Below are 20459 nucleotides of genomic sequence, written 5' to 3'. Positions count from 1 at the left end.
CCACCAGCATAGCTGGTGGTTTTATTGTTTTTCTCTACGAGAAAAACTGGCTCGAAGCCATAATAAAAAAGAGCTCAGCATGTCGCTGAGCTCTTTACGGAGATTATGAAAAAGAAAAGTTTATTTAGGATTAACTATAGTATACTCAATCTCACTTAAAATGTCCTTAATATTTTAAAGAATCCAACCATTTTTTCTTGTTTACCAAATGACTACACGATCCTCTGGTGCGCGCCACATCCCATCACCTTCTTTGACATCGAAAGTCGTGATGAAGTCATCAAAGTTAGTAACTTGGACGTTGGTGCGGAGTTTCCCTGGGGCATGGACATCAATGGAGATCAAGAGCTGTAAGTATTCTTCGCGCGCTTTCATACGCCATATGGTCGCAAAGTTGGTGAAGTAGTCTTCTGCCGAAAAATCTGGGTCACGCTTAGCGGCTTCAAGAGCTGCAGCGAGTCCGCCTAAATCAGCAACATTTTCTGAGACCGTCAACTTACCATTGACTTTGCCGCCTGCAAAGTCGATACCGTCAAACTGCTCCACAACCTTATCTGTGCGTGTTTGAAAGGCAGCATAGTCTTCCTTCGTCCACCAATTTTTGAGGCTGCCGTTTTCGTCAAATGAAGCTCCATTGGTATCAAAGGCATGGGAAATCTCATGGGCAATAACAGCTCCGATGCCGCCGTAGTTAGCTGATGAGCTCTGCTCTAATGAATAGAAAGGCTCCTGCAAAATAGCTGCAGGGAAAACGATTTGGTTCTGCTGCGGATCATAGTAGGCATTGACCATGTGAGCAGGCATATGCCACTCGCTGCGATCGACAGGCTGATTCCACTTGCTCCAACTATGGGCTACAGAAATCTTAGCCAAATTTTGCGCATTTTCGATCAAAGAAGCCTCAGTATTGATGATCTTCTTGGCATAGGTTGATGGCAGTTTTTCTGGATAGCCGATATGCGGCGTAATAGCATTGAGCTTGGTGATAGCCTTTTCGACAGTGGCTGGCTGGAGCCAGTCATTCTTAGCTAGACGCTCCTTATAGACGTCAATCATAGTAGCTACTTTAGTTTCGACATCAGCCTTGGCTTCGGGTGAGAATTTTTGACCGGCATACCAGAGACCGATTGCCTGATTGTAAGGTCCTTGTGCTAAATAATAAGCTGCTTTTTTCTTATCCATAGGCTGCGGTGTTCCTGAGAGGGCACGGCTATAAGCATCGGCCATAATACGAATATCATCGGTCAGATAAGATGTGTAGGCCGTTGCGGCGCTTTGAACCAAGACAGCTTTGAGATAAGGCCAGTTAGTCTCACTATAGTAGTCCTTGGCAAAGTCTGTCCAGAAGCGCTCCTGCGGAACAATTACTTTGTCAGGAAGCTGTCCCAAGATATCCATAAAAATCTGATCTAGAGGCAGCTCAGGTGCTAACTGGGTGAAGTCTGCCCAATCATATGGATGGTAGAGCTTAACATACTCCGATGATTCTTCGCTCGAGAGAACATAGTTAGCAAGCTTAGCATCCAGTTCGATAATCTTATCCAGCATATCCCTGATTTCCTCATCAGAAAAGCCGAATTTAGGCAATAAGACTTCTTGGGACTGGCGCCAGAGATTCAGGAGCTCTTTACCTTTCTCATTATCTGAAGCATAATAAGTTGTATCCGGCAGGATGGTCGACGGGGCTTCTGCCCAAAGGACGTTGGTTCTAGCATCCATAAAGTCGGGGGAAACTCCAAAAGGCAGGAGGTTAGGCTTTGCTTCCAGCTCCAGCCGCCCCATATCCTTGGAAAAGTCTGCGAAAGATTGATAGGCTTGGCACTCCTCAATGAGGGGCAGAATCGGTTCTACACCAAGGCGTTCCCTAGTTTCATAGTCAGCTGCCAGACGGTGGAACTTGACAAAATTTTCTAGGATGCTGTCCTGAGGCAAGTCCTGCCCTGCCAACCATTTGTCTGTCGTGTCCAGCATCAGCTCCTCAATGCCATCGGAAAGGTCTGAAAAGCCCCCCGTACGTGGCTTATCATCTGGGATAACAGCGGTCTTTTCCCACTCACCATTGACCGCCTCAAAAAAATCATCTTGTAGTCTAACCATAATATTTCCTTACTTTCTAAAGCATCAATGTCTTTATTTTAACAAAAAAGTCCGATTCAAGCAGAATCGGACTTTAATTTATAGTATCAAATCCCTAGCAATATATTGAAAATTTAAATCTCTTAGACGACTGGCTTTAGTGATAAATTGTATCAGTAATCCTACTTGTCTTCACTCAAGATGGCTAAGGTCTGATAAGGCTTCAGAACGATTTTATCGGCCAATTTAACCTTGTCATAATTGCTGATAAGGACTTGACCTCCTTGATAGCAATTTGGCAAATCAAGGCTGACCTCCTTAGCATAGAAATTATTGATGACCAGTAATTTTTGTTTCTGATAGGACCGCTCAAAAGCATAGACGCTATCGCTATCTTTGTAAGCTGCTCGATAAGTTCCTTCTGAAATTAAAGGCAATTCCTTACGCAGACGAATGAGTTTCTGATAAAAAGGAAAAATATGACCCAATTTTTCGGATTCAACGTTGATTTCCTTGTAAGACTGACCAGGTTTTAGCCAAGGTCTTCCAGTTGTAAAACCGGCATGATTATTAGCGTTCCACTGCATAGGAGTCCTAGCATTGTCACGTGATTTGGTCTTGATAATTTCCAAAGCTTCCGCAGGTGACTTATCCTGATCCAACATAATTTGATAGGCATTGAGGCTTTCTACATCAACATAGTCAGACATGCTGGCATAATCAGGATCTAACATACCGATTTCTTCTCCCATGTAAATATAAGGGGTTCCTCTTGAGAGATGAATACTGGCCGCCAACATTGTCGCTCCTTCTTGACGAAAATTTTTAACATCGACAAAACGGTTGAGGGCACGGGGTTGGTCATGATTGTTCCAAAACAGAGCGTTCCAGCCCATAGATTCACTCATTGCCTCTCCCCAGTTATGAAAAAGATTTTTGAGCTTTTCAAAATCAAAGTCGGTAATAGTCCATTTCTGACCATCCTGATAATCAACCTTGAGATGATGGAAATTAAAGGTCATCGATAATTCATGACGATCCTCAGCTGAGTACAGGATACAATTTTCGATCGTTGTTGAACTCATCTCTCCAACGGTCATGAAGTCATCGTCCTGACCAAAGCTGGCTTCATTCATCATACGAAGATAGTCATGAACGATAGGTTTGTCTGTGTAAGCTGGTTTGCCATCATCAATCGGACAGTTCACTAGTTTTTCATCTTTTCCAATCAGATTGATGACATCGAAGCGAAAGCCCTTGACACCTTTATCCCGCCAGAAATTAACAACCTTGAAGAGTTCTTCTCGGACATGAGGATTTCGCCAGTTGAGGTCCGCTTGGCTTTCATCAAAAAGATGCAAATAATATTTTCCTGTATCGCCAAAAAGAGACCAAGCTGAACCACCGAATTTAGAGATCCAATCTGTTGGTTGATCCCTGAGGATAAAGAAATCTTGATAATAGGTATCTCCCGCTAGAGCTTTTTGAAACCATTCATGCTCCGTAGAGCAATGATTGAATACCATATCTAACATAAAATCGATACCATAAGTCTTGGCAGTGACCACCATCTCCTCAAAATCAGCCATTGTCCCAAAAAGAGGATTAACAGCCTTGTAGTCCGAAATATCATAGCCGTTGTCTTTTTGAGGACTGGGATAAAAAGGATTAAGCCAGATTATATCGATACCTAATTCTGCTAGATAGGGTAGTTTTTCGATAATCCCACGCAGATCGCCAATTCCATTTCCTGTAGTATCTTTATAAGATTTGGGGTAAATCTGGTAAACAACCTTCTTTTTATCAAATGTCATGTGTATTTTTCTCCTTCAAAAAGTGAAAGGAACTGTGCAGTTCCCCTCACTAATTATATTATAATTTACTTGCTGACAAAATATCATCGCCACGTTTAACAGCATGTGGTAAAATACCTACAGCATCGGTTTGGAAATCATTTTGGTTCGTAACAATAACAGGTGTTGCCACTGGATAACCAGCATCTTTAATTGCTTGGATGTCAAAGCTGATTAATTTATCTCCTGTTTTTACCCGATCTCCTTGTTTAACATGGGCTGTGAAACCTTTGCCATCTAGGTTAACCGTATCCATACCAATATGAATCAACATCTCAAGTCCTTGGTCAGTAACAAAACCTATAGCATGTTTAGTCGGAAAGAGTACTGACACCGTCGCATCGACAGGTGCTACAAGCTCCCCTTCGAACGGTTCAATAACTAGTCCTTGTCCCATTACTCCTTGAGCAAAAACCGAATCTGGAGCCTGACTGAGTTCTTTAGCCTCTCCTTGTAAGGGACTGTGGATCGAAATGAGCGTACCTGTTTCAACTTCAGTAGTCTTCTTAGCTTCTGATACAGCTTCTGCTTGTGGTGCCTTAACTGTTGCGTCTTCTGCTTTGGTGAAGAAACCAGCCTTACGGAAGAAGATCGTCAAAATGAAAGGCACTAAGATGGCAATCAGCATGAGAACCGCAAATATGAGCATATACTTAGCCTGAATAGATAAAATTCCAGGTAGACCGCCAATTCCGATTGCATTAGCTGTAACATTGAAGGTTACCGAAAGCATACCGGCGATAGCTGAACCAATCATTCCTGCAATGAAAGGGTAGACGTATTTCAAGTTAACACCAAAGAGGGCTGGTTCTGTAACCCCTAGGTAAGCTGAAATAGCTGCTGGTAGAGAAATTTGGGCCTCACGTTCGTTGTGACGGTTCATCCAATAGTAAGAAAAAACAGCTGAGCCCTGAGCAATATTAGAAAGGGCAATCATCGGCCAAAGCGCTGTACCACCAGTATCAGCAACCAACTGCGTGTCAATGGCATTAGTCATATGGTGGAGACCAGTAATAACTAAAGGCGCATAAAGGGCACCAAAGAGGCCGCCAAAGAGCCACTTGACAGGACCTTGTAAACCGGCTAAAACAATGGCCGAAATCCCCTTACCGAGCGTCCAGCCAATTGGCCCCAATACTGTATGGGCCAAAATCAAAGCTGGTATCAAAGATAGGAAAGGAACAAAAATCATTGAGACAACTTCTGGAATGTGTTTGCGCCAAAAGCGTTCCAAATAAGCTAGGGACAGACCTGCTAAAAGAGCTGGTAAGACCTGAGCCTGGTAACCAATTTTCGCAACCGTAAAGTAATCAAAATCCCAAGTCCATTTGGCAGCAATTTCAGCAGCTGATGTCCCAGCTACATCATAGGCATTTAGCAACTGATTAGGTGAAATCAGACAGATCCCCAGAACTATCCCCAGAATTTGGCTGGTCCCCATTTTACGGCTGACTGACCAAGTTATTCCCACTGGTAAGTATTGGAAAATTGCTTCACCAGGTAGCCAAAGGAAGGAGTTGATCCCATTCCAGAAGGTTGAGACTTCAACAATTGTCTTACCGTCCAGGGCCGACCACTGAATACCTTCTAAGATATTACGAAAACCTAAAATCAAACCACCGACAATGATAGCAGGCAGAATAGGCGTAAAAATCTCAGCCAGCATCGCTAAGGAACGCTGTAGCCAGTTCTGGTTTTTCTGGGCCGCTGATTTAGCTGCTTCCTTAGATACTCCTTCAATTCCTGAAACTTCAGAAAAATCATTGTAGAAGATAGGAACATCATTTCCAATGATAGCCTGAAATTGGCCTGCGTTTGTAAAGGTCCCTTTAACCGAAGGAATAGCCTCCAAGCGCTTAATATCTGCCTTGCTGTCATCATTCAAGACAAAACGCATACGCGTTGCACAGTGGGTAACTGCTGCAACATTTTCTTTGCCTCCAATTGCTTCTAACATTTCGCGGGCATCTTGCTCAAATTTTCCCATGTAAACTCCTTTTTTAGTTATTCTTATTTGTTTGCGCTTTCATTTTAACTGATTTTCTCATCATGTGCAACTTATATGACAAAATTTCTTGATTTTTAGGCAATTTTTATCAACTTGTATGGTAAACTAAAAACAGGTTAGCCACAAGGAGGTTCTAATGAAAAAATATCAAGCTGTCTTTCAGAATTTAGAAAGCAAAATAATGGAAGGAGTTTATCTGCCCAACCAACCACTTCCTAGCGAACAAGAGCTCACCAAGAGCTATCAGGTCAGCAGAGACACCATCAGAAAAGCTCTGGGGCTTTTAGCAAAACAGGGACTAATCACCAAATCACAAGGACGACAGTCTTATGTCAAAAAGCGACAAGCCATTAATTTTCCAGTCTCTGATTTAACCAGCTATCAAGAATTGACAACAGCGTTAAATATGAATTCGCAGACTAAAGTCATTTCCCTAGATCGTATCATTGTTGACCAGAAACTAGCAGACCTAACCGGCTTTCCCCCATCTAAACAGGTTTGGCATATCAGCCGACAGCGTTTAGTTGATGGCAGAGCCTCTGTACTGGACCGCGATTATCTTCTTACCGATTTAGTTAAACGCATGACTCCAGATATCCCCCAATATTCTCTCTATAACTATCTGGAAAACGAGCTCAAGCTAGACATCGCTTGGGCTGAAAAAGAAATTACGATTGACCAGAAGACTGAGCAAGATCAACTCTTTCTGGACATGGGCAATGAGCACCATGTTGTCTCCGTAAAATCCAAGGTCTATTTAGCCAACCAGCAGCAATTTCAATTTACCGAAAGTAGACATTTATTGGATAAATTTCACTTTGTTGACTTAGCCAAACGCAAAAAATAATGAGACTGGTCTTGTTAAATTCGCTTGAATATGACGCACTTAATTATGAAAAAAGATTCTGTTATAAAAACAAAAAGACAGATATTTCCTATTGACGATTATTATTTCTCAATTTCCACTGCTTTGGTTTATAGCGGAAAAACCAATCTTCCTATCATAAACATATGATCTACAGCATCACCCTGATACTTCTTGCTGTCAGCTTTTTCCACCTTAGATTTTAGATACTATCAAATTTCCAGATGAACCCGCCGAAAGCACACCGTAAAAATCCGAGACAAATCTTTCATTTATATTGAGTCTTGCTTCGCTTCTCTAATATCTATTACGTGATTTTGAGTCACAATCCAACTGCTTTTAATCATCATTTTACTAACAATATGTAGTTTATTAGCCCTGATTTTTAGGAATACTGCTTAGACAAACAATGTAATGAACAATACTAAGTAAGAAGTAATTTAACTATGAAAAACTGTAGCAAATGGCTTATATTATTACTTTCTGGCTTTTAACCTCATCAAGTCATATAAAAGATACTGCCTTGTTTTTCATACTTTATTTCAAACTCTTCTTTTATAGCTCTTTCGTAAGCAAGACTTTCTCCTTAAAAACGACGGAAAAATTCTACAGCAAGACCCTATTTATCACCAGCATAGCTATTATATAACAGGTATCCGGAAGACTATACCGGAATACACAACTGCTTGGCCCAAACTTAGTGCAATAGCTAATTTCCTGCTGATCCTCGTGTTTTTTCACTTCTGTTTTGTCTTTTCCTTAAGAAGTTAACGAAAAACCTGACGAACGCTTTTATGATGATCTGGCAAAGTCAACTTGCTTAATTTTATTCTGCAATTTTAATCTGCTTCACTGCCTTGAGTGCTATCGCTTTCTTTATACTATTTACTTTAACGGCTAGAATGATCTTAACATCAAAAAAGAAGACCGACCCGGTCTTCTCTAGATGTTAGATGCCCTATCTACTACAGTTGACAATAAGCTTTTAGTCAGAGTTCTTATTTTATATCAGTTCATAATAGTAGCATCAAGAGCAAAGAAGTATGAGACATAAATCTTAGTCTTTTCTTTTATCCCTTATCAATAAGGCAGTAAACCCGACAAGTACTAGACCAATAATTAAAAATACACCTATCTTATCTCCAGTATTAGGCAAAACTTTTGATGAATCTGCCATAGGAGAAGCAGGATCATCAACACCTTTAGCCGAAACTGATTTTTTAACTTTAGGAGAGGCTGGTTGTCCAAACCCTGCTGCTAGCATTGGATCATTATGCAGATCATTAGATGATACCGCCGATTTTTCGGGGGAAACACCTAATGCCGGAACTTCGCCTGCTGCTGAGCCTTCTGAAGGAGAAACTTCAGCTGAAGGCTGGGCGGCTGGGGTTTCACTTACTGCCGGCTCATCTGAATCAATGTCCGAACCGTCTGCTGGAGTCTCTTCCGGAATCGCCTGCAAGTCTGGTTGGGCCGCTGAAGCTTCATCCGATGTTTGGTCAGTTGGGGCTTCACCTGCCGAAGGAGAAACTTCAGCTGAAGGTTGAGCCGCTGGGGTTTCGCTTACTGCCGGCTCATCTGAATCTGAATCTGAATCCGTGTCCGAACCATCTGCTGGAGTCTCTTCCGGAATCGCCTGCAAGTCTGGTTGGGCCGCTGAAATCTCATCTGAAGTCTGATCAGCTGGGATTTCGCCTGCTGAAGGGGAACCTTCAGCTGAAGGTTGAACCGCTGGGGTTTCGCTTACTGCCGGCTCATCTGAATCAATGTCCGAACCGTCTGCTGGAGTCTCTTCCGGAATCGCCTGCAAGTCTGGTTGAGCCGCTGAAGCTTCATCCGATGTTTGGTCAGTTGGGGCTTCACCTGCCGAAGGAGAAACTTCAGCTGAAGGCTGGGCGGCTGGGGTTTCGCTTACTGCCGGCTCATCTGAATCTGAATCCGTGTCCGAACCGTCTGCTGGAGTCTCTTCCGGAATCGCCTGCAAGTCTGGTTGGGCCGCTGAAATCTCATCTGAAGTCTGATTGACTGGTTCTTCGCCTTCTACTGGGGCAGCTTCATCAATAGTATTATTGCTAATATAGATGTCATCGTTACCAGTGTCACTCAAAGTGAAATTTTCTGCTTTAAATGGCTGTGTAATGGAATTCAGAATTTTATTATCTGATACTGAAACATTTTTTATATCACCGTAATTGGTCTCAAAATCAATAGCTCCACGTTGTTTATTGTAAAGATCACTTTGTGTACCACTACGTAGAAGGTAATTATCATGAATTGTAATTCCAGTATCGTTGTTGTCATAATTATGTCCTGCAAATACCGTGCTGACACGGACACCGGCGCCAGCAAAGTTATCTTTAATGAGGTTGTTGGCAACTTCATGGCCTTTACCACCAAAGATACCGACACCAGCAGCACGCCATCCTAATTCAATGGTATTATTAAGAAACTTATTGTTTTCTGTCGCTGTGGGTTGCGTGCCATATGAAATACTTGACCAGGTTGCCAGTCCATCGTCACCATTCCCGCGAACGCTTGAATTGATAACTGTTGAATTTTTAGTTCCTTGTGCAAAATTGACACCATCTGCGAGATTATTGCGAATACGAGCATTTTTTATAACAAGACCATCTGTGTATTTGAGGTTACCAGTCTGATCGTAGTCACCAATCCACATACCAACTTCAAAATGTTGCTCCCAAATATCATGGATACTTGAATTAGATCCAAGTGAACCAGCGATAGCTTTATATTGGGCATCTTCATGATAGCGTGATGTCAAGTTTGAATCCATGAAAAGATCACTGAATTCAATATTATTATCATTGTGATTGAATTCAAAACCACCACCAGCTCTTTGATCGCTGGTAAAATGAAGATGGGTATACCACATACCTGCACCGGAAATTTTGATGTTTGATGCATCAACTCCAATTTTTCGATCCAGATTAAACCGACCTTCTGGAATATAAACATTTTTTCCTGTTGCATTAGCCTCGTTAATCGCATCAATAAGTGCTTGGCTGTCATCAATATTATCATTAGCTACAGCACCTTTAGAGGTGATGTTAATGGCATTAGTACTTTCAGCAATTGGATTACCCACTTGTTCTAACTCAATAAAATCAATGCCATATACAACTTTATCTGCGTTATTTTTTATAAGAGTAATGGTATCCCCGCTTTGTAATTGGATACTATTCAAGAGAGTATGCGTTTCATCAAAGCGGAATCTGACACGTGAATTAGGTGACGGTGAATCATTTGCGACATCACCATCAAGATATTGCCATGCAGATTTTGATGATAAATCAAGCTTAGCAATACTGTTACCATTAACCTGAACATCCAATTGACCTGACTCTCCATCAGGAATGGTATAACGAACATTGATTGCATTAGCTGGATTTTTAACCTTGAATGAGACAGACGATCCTTGTTCAGGTAATTCTACATACTTTTGATTGGAGGCCTCAATTGCAGTTGATTCTATATCAAGTGAGTGCTGTATCACTGCTCCATTAGCAACTGCAGCAGTCTCAGCTTCATAAGTCGTGTAAGGAAGATCAGCCCCATAACCTTGGGTAGATTGACCGTTCCCTGTTTGAGTTTGTGCTGTTCCACTATCATTAACCGTACCAGCTGTAGCACGAATTTCCGATTGGGAAGCAGTGGTTACTGAATTATCAGTTGACCCATCTTCGGGTACTGTAGTTTCAGCTCCATAAGCTGTATAAGGAGCAGAGGCTCCATCGTTTATACTATTAACAGATTGACTATCTTCCACTTGAGAACTGGTCGTCTCATTGTCATTAACCACACCGACTGTGGCATGCGCTTCAGATTGAAGGCCTGAAGCAGCCACTGAATTATCAACCATTTCATCGGCACTAACTGTTGTCGTTTGCCAACCTATTCCCAGAGCAAATAGCCCCATTAGGAGTGTAATCGTTTGTTTCTTTAATATCATAAGACCCCCTCTCCTTTATGTCCTTAAGAATTCTCCTCTTATGAGAGATACTTTCAATAATGTGTGTTATCGTATTTCAAATTGTTTTTAACTCATATCCGTAAAAAGAGGAAAAGCAAGAGTTTTTTATCACTCAATAAACTAGTCCTCTAAATTATTAATTTCTCTCGCACTTTACAAGCAGGCCTGTCAAGCTAATAAAGACTAGACCAATCAGCATGATAGCATCAATAATATGATCACCGGTCTTAGGTAACTGTTCTGCCGAGTTTGAACTTGGCTGTCTATCAGCGCTACTCTTTCTATCTACACTGATGTCCCTTACTCCTGACATTTTAAGAATAGCTGGCAGCTGTTGGTTATCTACATTCCCGACTAAATCCGTTGGATCAGTGGCTAGGGAGATTGCTTCATCCCGGTCTACTTGAGACTGCTCTTGCAGCTCTGGTTGGCCAGAAGCACCCGATTGATTAGATTCTTGATCTGCTGGAATCGCCTGCAAATCTGGCTGTACCGCCGGCTCTTCGACTGCCGAAGGAGAAGCATCCCCTGCAGGCTGAGAAACTGAGGGTTCGACTGCTGCCGGATCATCTAAATCGATGTCCGAACCGCCTGATGGAGTACCCTCTGCCATTCCCTGAGGGGCTGACTGGTCGTCGGCTGGGTCTTCACCTTCTGACTGAGCAGCTGGCGTTTCGACTCCATTTGTACCATCAACATCTTCAGAAGAGTTTTCTGGAGTTTCCTCAATAGGTTTTGTTGCTTCCGGTGTTTCAGGCGTAACTTCTGAAACCTCAGGTGTTGTTGGTTCTGCTGACGGAGTTTCACCCTCAGGTGAAATGGTATCACCTCCACTTGGCTGATCAGGAGTTGTATCTGAACCGCCTTCCGGTGTTTCATCCGAATTTGGTTGAGACGGTTGTGCTGACTGATTGTCTCCTTCTGCTGATGGATCGGGGGTGTCATCTGGAAGACCAGAAGAATCTGTGTCACCCGATGATTGTTCGTCTGATTGGGCAGCTTGATCAACATCTTCAGAAGAGTTTTCTGGAGTTTCATCAACCGGTTTTGTTGCTTCCGGTATTTCAGGAGTATCTTCTGAAACCTCAGGTGTTGTTGGTTCTACCGGAACTGTAGGCTCAGACGGCTCTTCTGGTTGAACCTCAGTTTGTGGCTGTTCTTCAGGAGCTGGCGCTACTGGTTCATCATTACCAGAAGTTACTTCAGACGGCTCTTCTGTAACTTGTGGATCGGTAACTTCTGCTGGAGCTGTAGGTTCAGTTTGCACCTCTGGTTCCACTTTTGGTTCTACTACAGCTGATTGCTCAGCACTTGAAATATAGATAACATCCCAAAGAGTGAGCTGAGGCACATCAACAGCTAAAGTAAAGTTACCTTCTGATCCTTCTATCTTGGCAGAAACTTTGGTCATTGTAGATTTAGACCAATCATCTGGAGAGGTAACGTAGGTCTGATTAGCCATACGCTCTGCTTCTTCGCGTGAAACATTACCAAGATTGTATCTCACTGTAAGATTTTTTTGTTCATCTGGTGTTTTATTGGCAGACATTCCATCAACATTTTTCCAGTCAGAGTTAATTCCCATCAAATTGATAAGTTGAACTGTTCTGAAATCTTTGCCTTTTTTACCGTAAGTCCAGACTTGATGACCGTTGATACCTGAGGCATCATGTGATAGCTTATCATTGGCCGAGTTATAAGTCTCAACGCTTGCATCATCATTTTCAACACCATCGCGCAAAATGTTTTCATAAGCTGTGATAAATTGTTGGTAGTCGTTGTTTTTACGGTTAAGTTCGCTCGAAACCTTCAAGCTTTGAGTAGGGTAATAAGCAGTTTCTAAGATACCGATACCATCAGCATCTTTACTGTTAGAAAGGGCTGCAAGTGACATGTGATAACCACCTGCAGCAGCAATTGAAGCAGTTGTCAAAAGAACAGCATCCTTTTGAAATTCCCCACCGTTTTTGGCATCTAAAGCAGCACCATTAGCAGGTTCGTTATTGTCCGTGTACTTTGGTTCCTCCATATAAGCACCAACAATGAGTGATTTTCCTGTTGCTTTACGGACTTCGTCAATTCTAGCTTTTAAATCACCATATTCTGTTTGTTGACGGCCATTACCGAGGGCTGAACTACCAAAAGGCCAAATCTCATTGTAAATAACATCCTGCTTACTTGAACCTAATTTACGGATATTTTCACCGTTGATATCATTTACGGTCAAATAGTATTCTGGTAGTTTTTCCTTAATAGCATTAAGGAATTCACCATAAGCATCTGACAACCAGAATTTCTTATTGCTATCACTGCTGTAACGGTCATCATAGCTATAAACTTCATTGTCACCGATAGTGTCACCTTGCCAACCATCAAAGCCGCCGGCTTTCATAGCATCCCCCATAATTTGGGCAATCTTGTTTTGCCATTCGGTACTCTTTGGATTGTAGTAACGTTGTAGTGGTTTACCATCAATGAGGTAAGACATGACACCACTTTGATCACCATAGCCGCGACTATCGCTGTTATAAGCATATTCTGTTTCTGGAAGAACTGCGTTTTCGTTAGCATTCTCAGCCAAAATCATGTTGTAAAGCATGGCTACAGCGCCACCTTCATGAACCTTATTCACGATATCTTTTACAGCTTGGGTATCAATTTTAGAATTGCTCCACCAATTCCAAGTTTGATCAAAAGATTCTTCATCACTTGGGAATGGATCAGTAGCAGATTTGTAAACATCATAGAAGAAATATGAGTTGATGTTCATATTCTTCATTTTTTCAATAGCGTTAGTATAGTTTTCAATATCTTTATTTAAAAGACTGTTGTGTGAATCTTGGGAACCACCAACAATTCCGTATCTAGGAAATTTTGTCCAATCACTTTCATATGCGATGGCACGGTTCATTTCACCAAGGGCATTATTATGGCTATCTAATACCTTAATATTTAACAGATAACCATGATCATTTGTAAATTGAGAAGCAGGGATTTTCAATTCCCCATATTGACTAGTATAACCCTCGCCAGCAGCTAAGGTCTTTGTGAACTTATAATTGCCAATCTTATTGTTGAGATAGTATACATCCACAGAAACTGTTATATCTTGAGCAACAGCTGTTGTATTGGTAAATCCAACATTTAGATTAACATCTTCATTAGGTCTGTAGCTAGCCTTATCACTGGCTACATCAGTAATCGCCTCACCTGATTTAGCTGAAACAATTGAGCGCGTCCGAACAACTTGGGCCCCCGTCGCACGAGTGAGTCTAGGAGCATTGTTAGACTCACCATTTTGACTGGATATTGAGTCGCCCTCTCCAGCAACTTCTTGTGACATAGAATTGGAGGCTGCAACCGATGTCTGTTCAACAGAGGGTTGTACTTCAACAGTTGTTTCTGAACTAGTCGAAACTTCTTGAGTTTGGGTGTTAGCTGCTACTGCAGAATTTTCTACCGCAGGCGAAGTCGTATCCGTTTCTTGCATTGGTTCAATATCATTTTGAGTTGTAGAAGTTTCAGCAGCATCAACTGTCACGTTAGTGAAATTTTCTTCCACGGACTGTGAGGGCACAGCTGCATCCGCTGAAACACGCGAACCATTCAGACTAAACATTATTCCAAAAATAAATAAGAATAATACAATTGAAAAAGTTAGCTTCTCTTTCTTCACGACCGTAGGTCCCCCTTTCATTAGATTTTTTGAATCGTATTCAAATATATATCAGAATACTGATGGTAGATATTTTACTGAAAAGTGATGAAAATGCAACCCGTATTTTCATTGATATTCCCATAAAACTAACCCTAAAACTAAGAGTTTGTAAAAAACCGTAATAAAAGCAAAGTCTTTCTAGACTTTGCTTCATTACTATTCACAAAAACCAAAATAATTAGTTTTTTCTGTTATATTACAAAACAATTACATTTTATTAAGTGATGTTACTTCCGACGAATTACTGGACTTACATTGAGTATCTAAAAAAATCGTGACTGGCCCATCATTGGTTAAATCAACTATCATATCAGCTCCGAATTCTCCCGTTTCAACAGGGACAATTTGGGCCAGCATTTGATTAAATTCCTGATAAAGTTGCTGAGCCATATGGGGAGGGGCCGCCTCCGTAAAAGCCGGACGTTTTCCTTTCTTTGTATTAGCATATAAAGTGAACTGAGAAATGGATAGAATCTGGCCATCAATTTCTGTAACAGATAAGTTCATTTTACCAGCTTCATCAGAAAAAATACGCATACCGGTAATTTTGCGGACAGCATATTTTAAATCTGTTTTTGTGTCTTCTAGACCAAATCCAACCAGCAATAATAAACCCTGATTGATGGCTCCGACTGTCTTGTCACCAATAGAAACCCTTGCCTGAGCCACCGCTGAATAACAATTTTCATAATTCTTTCTCATTTATCTTACTTGCTTCCTTATAAATTCTGTAAACATTGCCTGAGACTTAGCCGTTAGTGCGTTTTACGGAATAGACATCCGGCACTACCTTGATCTTATCCACTACAGTTGTCAGGCTTGTTAAATTAGGAATTTTAAAGCTGACATGGATATTGGCAAATTTCATATCCTTGGTTGGCTGAGCATTAACCGTTGAAATATTTTTGGTCTGATTGGACAATATTTGTAGGATATCATTGAGCAAGCCTGAACGATTAAGACCGTAAATATCAATTTCAGCCAGATATTCCTTACCTGCATTGCTACTTTCATCCCACTCAACTTCAATCAGGCGTTGCTCATAGCCATCCTGACTCTTGATGTTATGACAATCAGCACGGTGAATAGCTACTCCACGCCCCTTAGTGATATAGCCCTCAATCTCATCTCCCGGAACCGGATTACAGCATTTAGCAATCCGCATAAGTAATCCAGAGGATCCTTGAATGATGACACCATTTTCACTTTTAACCTTGAGAGCTTCTTTATTCTCATGTTTTACTTCGCCACCATTGAGCAATTCATCAGCTTCAGCCTTGGCCTTGGCACGTTCTTCTTCTCGACGTTCTTTTTCAGTCAAACGATTAAAAACCGACGCAGAGCTGATTTCGCCAAAACCGATAGCTGCGTACAGGGCACTTTCATTAGGAACACTAATGCGTGGTAGAATTTCTTCAATATGCTTTCTATCCAAGTATTTATTGGCAACATAGCCCTGCTCTTGAAAATAGTTTACCAATAATTCGTGCCCCTTGCTGATGGACATTTCTTTATCTTGGTTCTTAAAGAACTGACGGATTTTATTACGAGCCTTAGTGGTTTTAACTAATTTTATCCAGTCACGACTAGGACCAAAAGAATTGCTATTAGTAACAATTTCAACAACATCACCAGTTCTAAGTTTGGCAGTCAAGGGTACCATACGACCATTAACCTTAGCACCGACAGCTTTTTCACCAACCTGAGTATGGATAGCGTAAGCAAAATCAATAGGACCTGAATCTTTAGGTAATTCTTGAACATCACCAGACGGGGTAAAAACATAGATACGAGCCGAAAAAATATCTTCCTTGACAGAATCGACAAATTCCTTGGCATCTCCGTTTGAACCAACTTGTAGCTCTACCAAATCCTGAATCCAGTTCATCCCAATAGCTGATTCTTGACTGTCAACCTTATCCTTGATTCCCTTTTTATAAGCCCAGTGAGCAGCAACACCATATTCTGCGACTTCATGCATTTCTTGAGTCCGAATTTGAATTTCAATCGGACCTTTAGGACCATAAACAGTTGTATGAATAGATTGATAACCGTTTGATTTAGGACTAGCAATGTAATCTTTAAAACGACCGGGCATAGGTTTCCAAAGCTCATGAATATATCCCAGCATAGCATAAACATCACTAGGTGTTTCCATAATACAACGAATAGCAATTAAATCATAAATTTCGTCGAAGCGCTTCTTCTTATCCCGCATTTTACGGTAGATAGAATAAATATGTTTAGGTCGGCCATAGATTTCCCCATGCAAATCTTGCTTAGCAGTATAGTCTCTGATCTTTTCAACAATTTCATCAACTAGGGTTTCACGTTCACGCCGCTTTTCCTTCATCATGTGAGAAATTTTATAAAACTCTGCTTCGTTGAGGTAGCGAAAGGCTAAATCTTCTAACTCCCACTTGATATGGCTAATCCCCAAACGGTGAGCCAGCGGTGCATAAATCTCCATGGTCTCACGAGATATACGTTTTTGCTTGTCAGGCCGTAAATGTTTTAGGGTTCTCATATTGTGCAAGCGGTCTGCTAATTTCACCAAGATAACTCGGATATCTCGAGACATCGCCATAAGCATTTTACGATGATTCTCAGCCAACTGCTCTTCATGTGATTTGTATTCTACCTTACCAAGTTTAGTAACCCCATCCACGATTTGACGAACATTAAGACCAAATTCCTCCTCTAAATTATCTAGAGTAACATCCGTATCTTCAACTACATCATGCAGAAAACCACAAGCAACAGTTATGGCATCCAAACTCAAGTTAGCCAGAATACCGCCAACTTGAATAGGATGAATAATATAGGGCTCACCAGATTTACGTAATTGACTTTTATGGGCCTTTGTTGCATAATCCAGAGCTTTCTGAACATAGGCTACATCATCCTCGCTCATATATTCTTTTACGATATCAATAACATCATTACCTGATAAGTTGGGATTGCTTGCCATAACCTTTACCTCGAGCTTGAAATAGTTGTTTTAATTTTAACACTTTTTATATAGGAAGAAAAGCTGAAAAACTGGCTTAAATTTACTAGTAAAAAAATGAGTTAAAAAACTCGATTTTTTAGATAAATAGCTCTATATAATGGCAACAAACTTGCTATCGTTTGGTCAATTCCAGAGCATAGCTAATACTACTTAGGGCGTAAAACGGTGCCGTCTCGGTGCGCAGAATCCGTGGGCCTAAGCCGACTTGAATTCCGCCTGCTTGCTCAAAAGTTTCTATCTCTTTAGGAGAAATCCCACCTTCCGGTCCAAAGATGAAAAGGATCTTTTGGTCTGTAACGACAGTCGACAATTCACGTGCTAAAGTTGATAATTCTCCAGCCTTAGCTGTTTCTTCATAGGCGACAAAAATCTTATCAAAATGCGAAAGCTGTGCTATGAAATCCTCTTCTTTTTCAAATAATGAAACTTGAGGAACCAGATTGCGCTTGGACTGCTCTGCTGCACCTAGGGCAATTTTGGTTAATTTTTCTTCTTTTTTAGCTAATTTTTTACCATCCCATCTGACCACAGACCAGTCAGCCGGAAAAGCCCAGATGGCGTAAGCCCCTAGTTCGGTTACCTTTTGGGTAATTAGATCGAGCTTGTCACCTTTTGGAAAGCCTGAAGCGATGGTCACTTGCACTGGTAGCTCCACATCGTCTCTTAATTCCTGAACCATTTCTAACTGGTGTTGGCTACTGGACACCACTCGGGCCAAGTGTTTGATTCCGTCCTCAAAAACCAGGACCACTTCATCTCCCTCAGCCAGGCGCATGACCGAAAACATGTGCTTTACCGTGTCCTTATCGGTGATAGTGATGAGCTTCTCGGCTCTGCCTTCTACAAAATATTGCTGCATTCTATCCTCCAATCACACCCGACGGGTCGTCTGTTTTCTTGAAAACACAGGCATTCCACTCACCCTGAATCATGTGGGTCTCTAGGAAAAAGCCTGCGGCCTCAGCGGATGCACGGACCATGTCCCATTTTTCAGAGATAATGCCAGACAGGATCAGATAACCCTGATCCTTGACCAGACGATAGGCATCCTCCATAAGATGGATGAGCACGTCCGCCAAAATGTTGGCCACAATGACATCCGCCTCCAAGTCAACCCCGCGCAGCAGGTCCCCAGCTGCCACCTGGATATTGTCCATGCCGGGATTGAGGGCAATGTTTTCTTGAGCCACGCGCACCGCCACATCGTCCAAGTCATAGGCAAACACCTCCTTGGCACCCAAAAGAGAACTGGCAATGGAGAGGACACCTGAGCCCGTACCCACATCGATGACCGTCTCGCCACCCCGCAGGATCTGCTCCAGAGCAAAAAGGCTCATCTTAGTGGTCGGATGAGTGCCCGTCCCGAAGGCCATCCCCGGGTCCAGCTTGATGATTTTTTCCCCGGGCGTCGCCTCATAGTCCGTCCAAGAGGGCACAATACTCAAATCATGGGTGATACGGGCCGGCTCATAGTACTTCTTCCAGTTGTCCGCCCAATCTTCCTCAGCCAATTCCTGACTCTCCAAGCTCACCTGACCCGTTTCCAAACCAAAATCCGTCAAGTCCGCCAAACGAGCAGCCAAATCTGCCTTAAGTTCTTCGATATCCAAAGTGTCTGGATAGTAGGCCGTAATGGCAATCATCTCCGACTGCTCCACCTCTGGGTAGAGTTCCCCAAAACGATCCTCCTGCCCCACATAATCAGCCGAGTCGCTAATCGCCACCCCCTGACTGCCCGTCTCAATCATCAGATTAGAAACGGCCTCTTCCGCATCACGATGCACGTGAATGGTTAATTCTTGCCATGAGTTCATATGTTTTCCTTTCTCTTCGCTAACATTAATACTGACGGATATATTTCTTTCGTTTTTTTATTCATAAAGGGATTATAGAAACGACTGTTTCGAGATAAAAAATCCTCTGTACAAAGAGCTAGCGTCTCGTTGTTTTTATCAACAATTTCAATATACACCGGAAATTTATCTATTTTTCTGGACGGTCTAGTTATTTTATGTCCATTTATTATCATCTCTGCTATCAAACTTAGAACATCCTCTTCTTTTAGATTTTCTCCCTCAACATAAATTGTAATTTTCGGATAGCCAAAGATATACTTTTCCACTTGAACTTTTAATGGAGTATTTTTTGATAATCGTTTTCTAAATTTTATTTTTCGGACGTAGTAATGAAAATAGTACCTAACAAAAGTCAATAATGTATTTTGATAATCGCTATGAACTACCATTTTTTCAATAACAACCATTTTCTCTACAATGTATAAAATTGGAATATTAATTACAAAAATTAATAATTCTAAGCCATAAGATAACCAAAAATTCAATGTTCCTACATCTCCAATATGCCTGATAAAACTATTTAACGCCCCAAACAATAATATCAATCCTAATGCTGATAAAAGAAATCTAAATATTTTCCCAATTAAAGTAAATTCTTCCTTTACTTCAGCAATTGCAGAAAATAAAGATAAAATTACCAAAAGAAATACCAGCACCAATTCAAGATATAGTGAAAAGGTATAAGTATTGGTGATAAACAAAAATACTGACAGCAATCCAAATAAGTCTCGCCACTTATCTTTTACAATTTCTATAATCGAATATTCTTTTAGAAGTAATACCGTAGGAAAAATTGCAAATAAAAAAATTAAAAAATAATCCTTTATATACCAGTATGATAATTCTATTTTATCACGCAAACAACCAAACATTATTACGACGATAATAGCATTTGTGATAAGTATCCACTGTGAAATCGGAAGTTTCAATATTCCAAAAAAACTCTTAAGTACATCTGCCAAACTCTTAAAAATTCCATTTCTTCTAGATAAATAGATTCCCCATACTAAAAATAATGTACTCCATATTACAACAGCAATTTCCCTATTTGTCATACTTCCCCAACTGATATTCTATCT

Annotated in this window: 10 protein-coding genes and 1 pseudogene; 1 reads left to right on the top strand and 10 read right to left on the bottom strand. The window is 41.2% G+C overall.

All coding sequences use genetic code 11. The annotated features are described in order from the left end of the window. Positions 1-201 precede the first annotated feature (201 nt). The 3 genes from ACFOSE_RS07660 to treP all read right to left on the bottom strand — a co-directional run bounded on the left by ACFOSE_RS07660 (position 202) and on the right by treP (position 5916). Positions 202-2097: a M13-type metalloendopeptidase gene (locus tag ACFOSE_RS07660; protein WP_380432178.1), complete on the bottom strand. Its 1896-nt coding sequence runs from the start codon at positions 2095-2097 to the stop codon at positions 202-204. A 161-nt stretch (positions 2098-2258) separates the two neighbouring features. Further along, positions 2259-3890, bottom strand: coding sequence for an alpha,alpha-phosphotrehalase (gene treC, locus ACFOSE_RS07655; RefSeq protein ID WP_380432176.1), 1632 nt, complete (start codon positions 3888-3890; stop codon positions 2259-2261). Positions 3891-3948: 58 nt separating this feature from the next. Beyond that, a complete protein-coding gene (gene treP / locus ACFOSE_RS07650) occupies positions 3949-5916 on the bottom strand; it encodes a PTS system trehalose-specific EIIBC component (RefSeq protein ID WP_380432174.1) in 1968 nt (655 codons plus the stop codon). 157 nt (positions 5917-6073) lie between these two features. Between treP and treR the strand changes: the two genes are divergently transcribed. Further along, positions 6074-6784 (top strand): trehalose operon repressor, encoded by a 711-nt coding sequence (gene treR, locus ACFOSE_RS07645; protein WP_380432172.1) that lies wholly within the window; start codon positions 6074-6076, stop codon positions 6782-6784. 1075 nt (positions 6785-7859) lie between these two features. Here treR and ACFOSE_RS07640 read toward each other — a convergent pair. The 7 genes and pseudogenes from ACFOSE_RS07640 to ACFOSE_RS07610 form a co-directional block, all read right to left on the bottom strand. Continuing rightward, positions 7860-10772: a right-handed parallel beta-helix repeat-containing protein gene (locus tag ACFOSE_RS07640; RefSeq protein ID WP_380432171.1), complete on the bottom strand. Its 2913-nt coding sequence runs from the start codon at positions 10770-10772 to the stop codon at positions 7860-7862. Between the two features lie 157 nt (positions 10773-10929). Further along, entirely contained in the window at positions 10930-14412 is a 3483-nt protein-coding gene (locus ACFOSE_RS07635; protein WP_380432169.1) for a glycoside hydrolase family 66 protein, read from the bottom strand. A 306-nt stretch (positions 14413-14718) separates the two neighbouring features. Continuing rightward, a pseudogene (gene dtd / locus ACFOSE_RS07630) lies at positions 14719-15200 on the bottom strand (D-aminoacyl-tRNA deacylase). A 59-nt stretch (positions 15201-15259) separates the two neighbouring features. Beyond that, a complete protein-coding gene (locus ACFOSE_RS07625; RefSeq protein WP_380432168.1) occupies positions 15260-17482 on the bottom strand; it encodes a RelA/SpoT family protein in 2223 nt (740 codons plus the stop codon). Between the two features lie 154 nt (positions 17483-17636). Further along, positions 17637-18383, bottom strand: a complete 747-nt coding sequence (locus ACFOSE_RS07620) for a 16S rRNA (uracil(1498)-N(3))-methyltransferase (RefSeq protein WP_380432166.1) — start codon at positions 18381-18383, stop codon at positions 17637-17639. 1 nt (position 18384) lies between these two features. Continuing rightward, a complete protein-coding gene (prmA, locus tag ACFOSE_RS07615; protein ID WP_380432165.1) occupies positions 18385-19338 on the bottom strand; it encodes a 50S ribosomal protein L11 methyltransferase in 954 nt (317 codons plus the stop codon). Beyond that, complete coding sequence (locus ACFOSE_RS07610) at positions 19335-20435, bottom strand: hypothetical protein (RefSeq protein WP_380432163.1); 1101 nt, start codon at positions 20433-20435, stop codon at positions 19335-19337. The genes prmA and ACFOSE_RS07610 overlap by 4 nt, the downstream gene beginning before the upstream one ends. Positions 20436-20459 lie beyond the last annotated feature (24 nt).

Origin of the sequence: Streptococcus dentapri, from assembly GCF_042649885.1 — a bacterium.
Taxonomy (GTDB): Bacteria; Bacillota; Bacilli; order Lactobacillales; family Streptococcaceae; genus Streptococcus; species Streptococcus dentapri.
The sequence above is the reverse complement of the archived record's forward strand: the minus strand, read 5'-3'. Positions and strand labels throughout refer to the sequence as shown.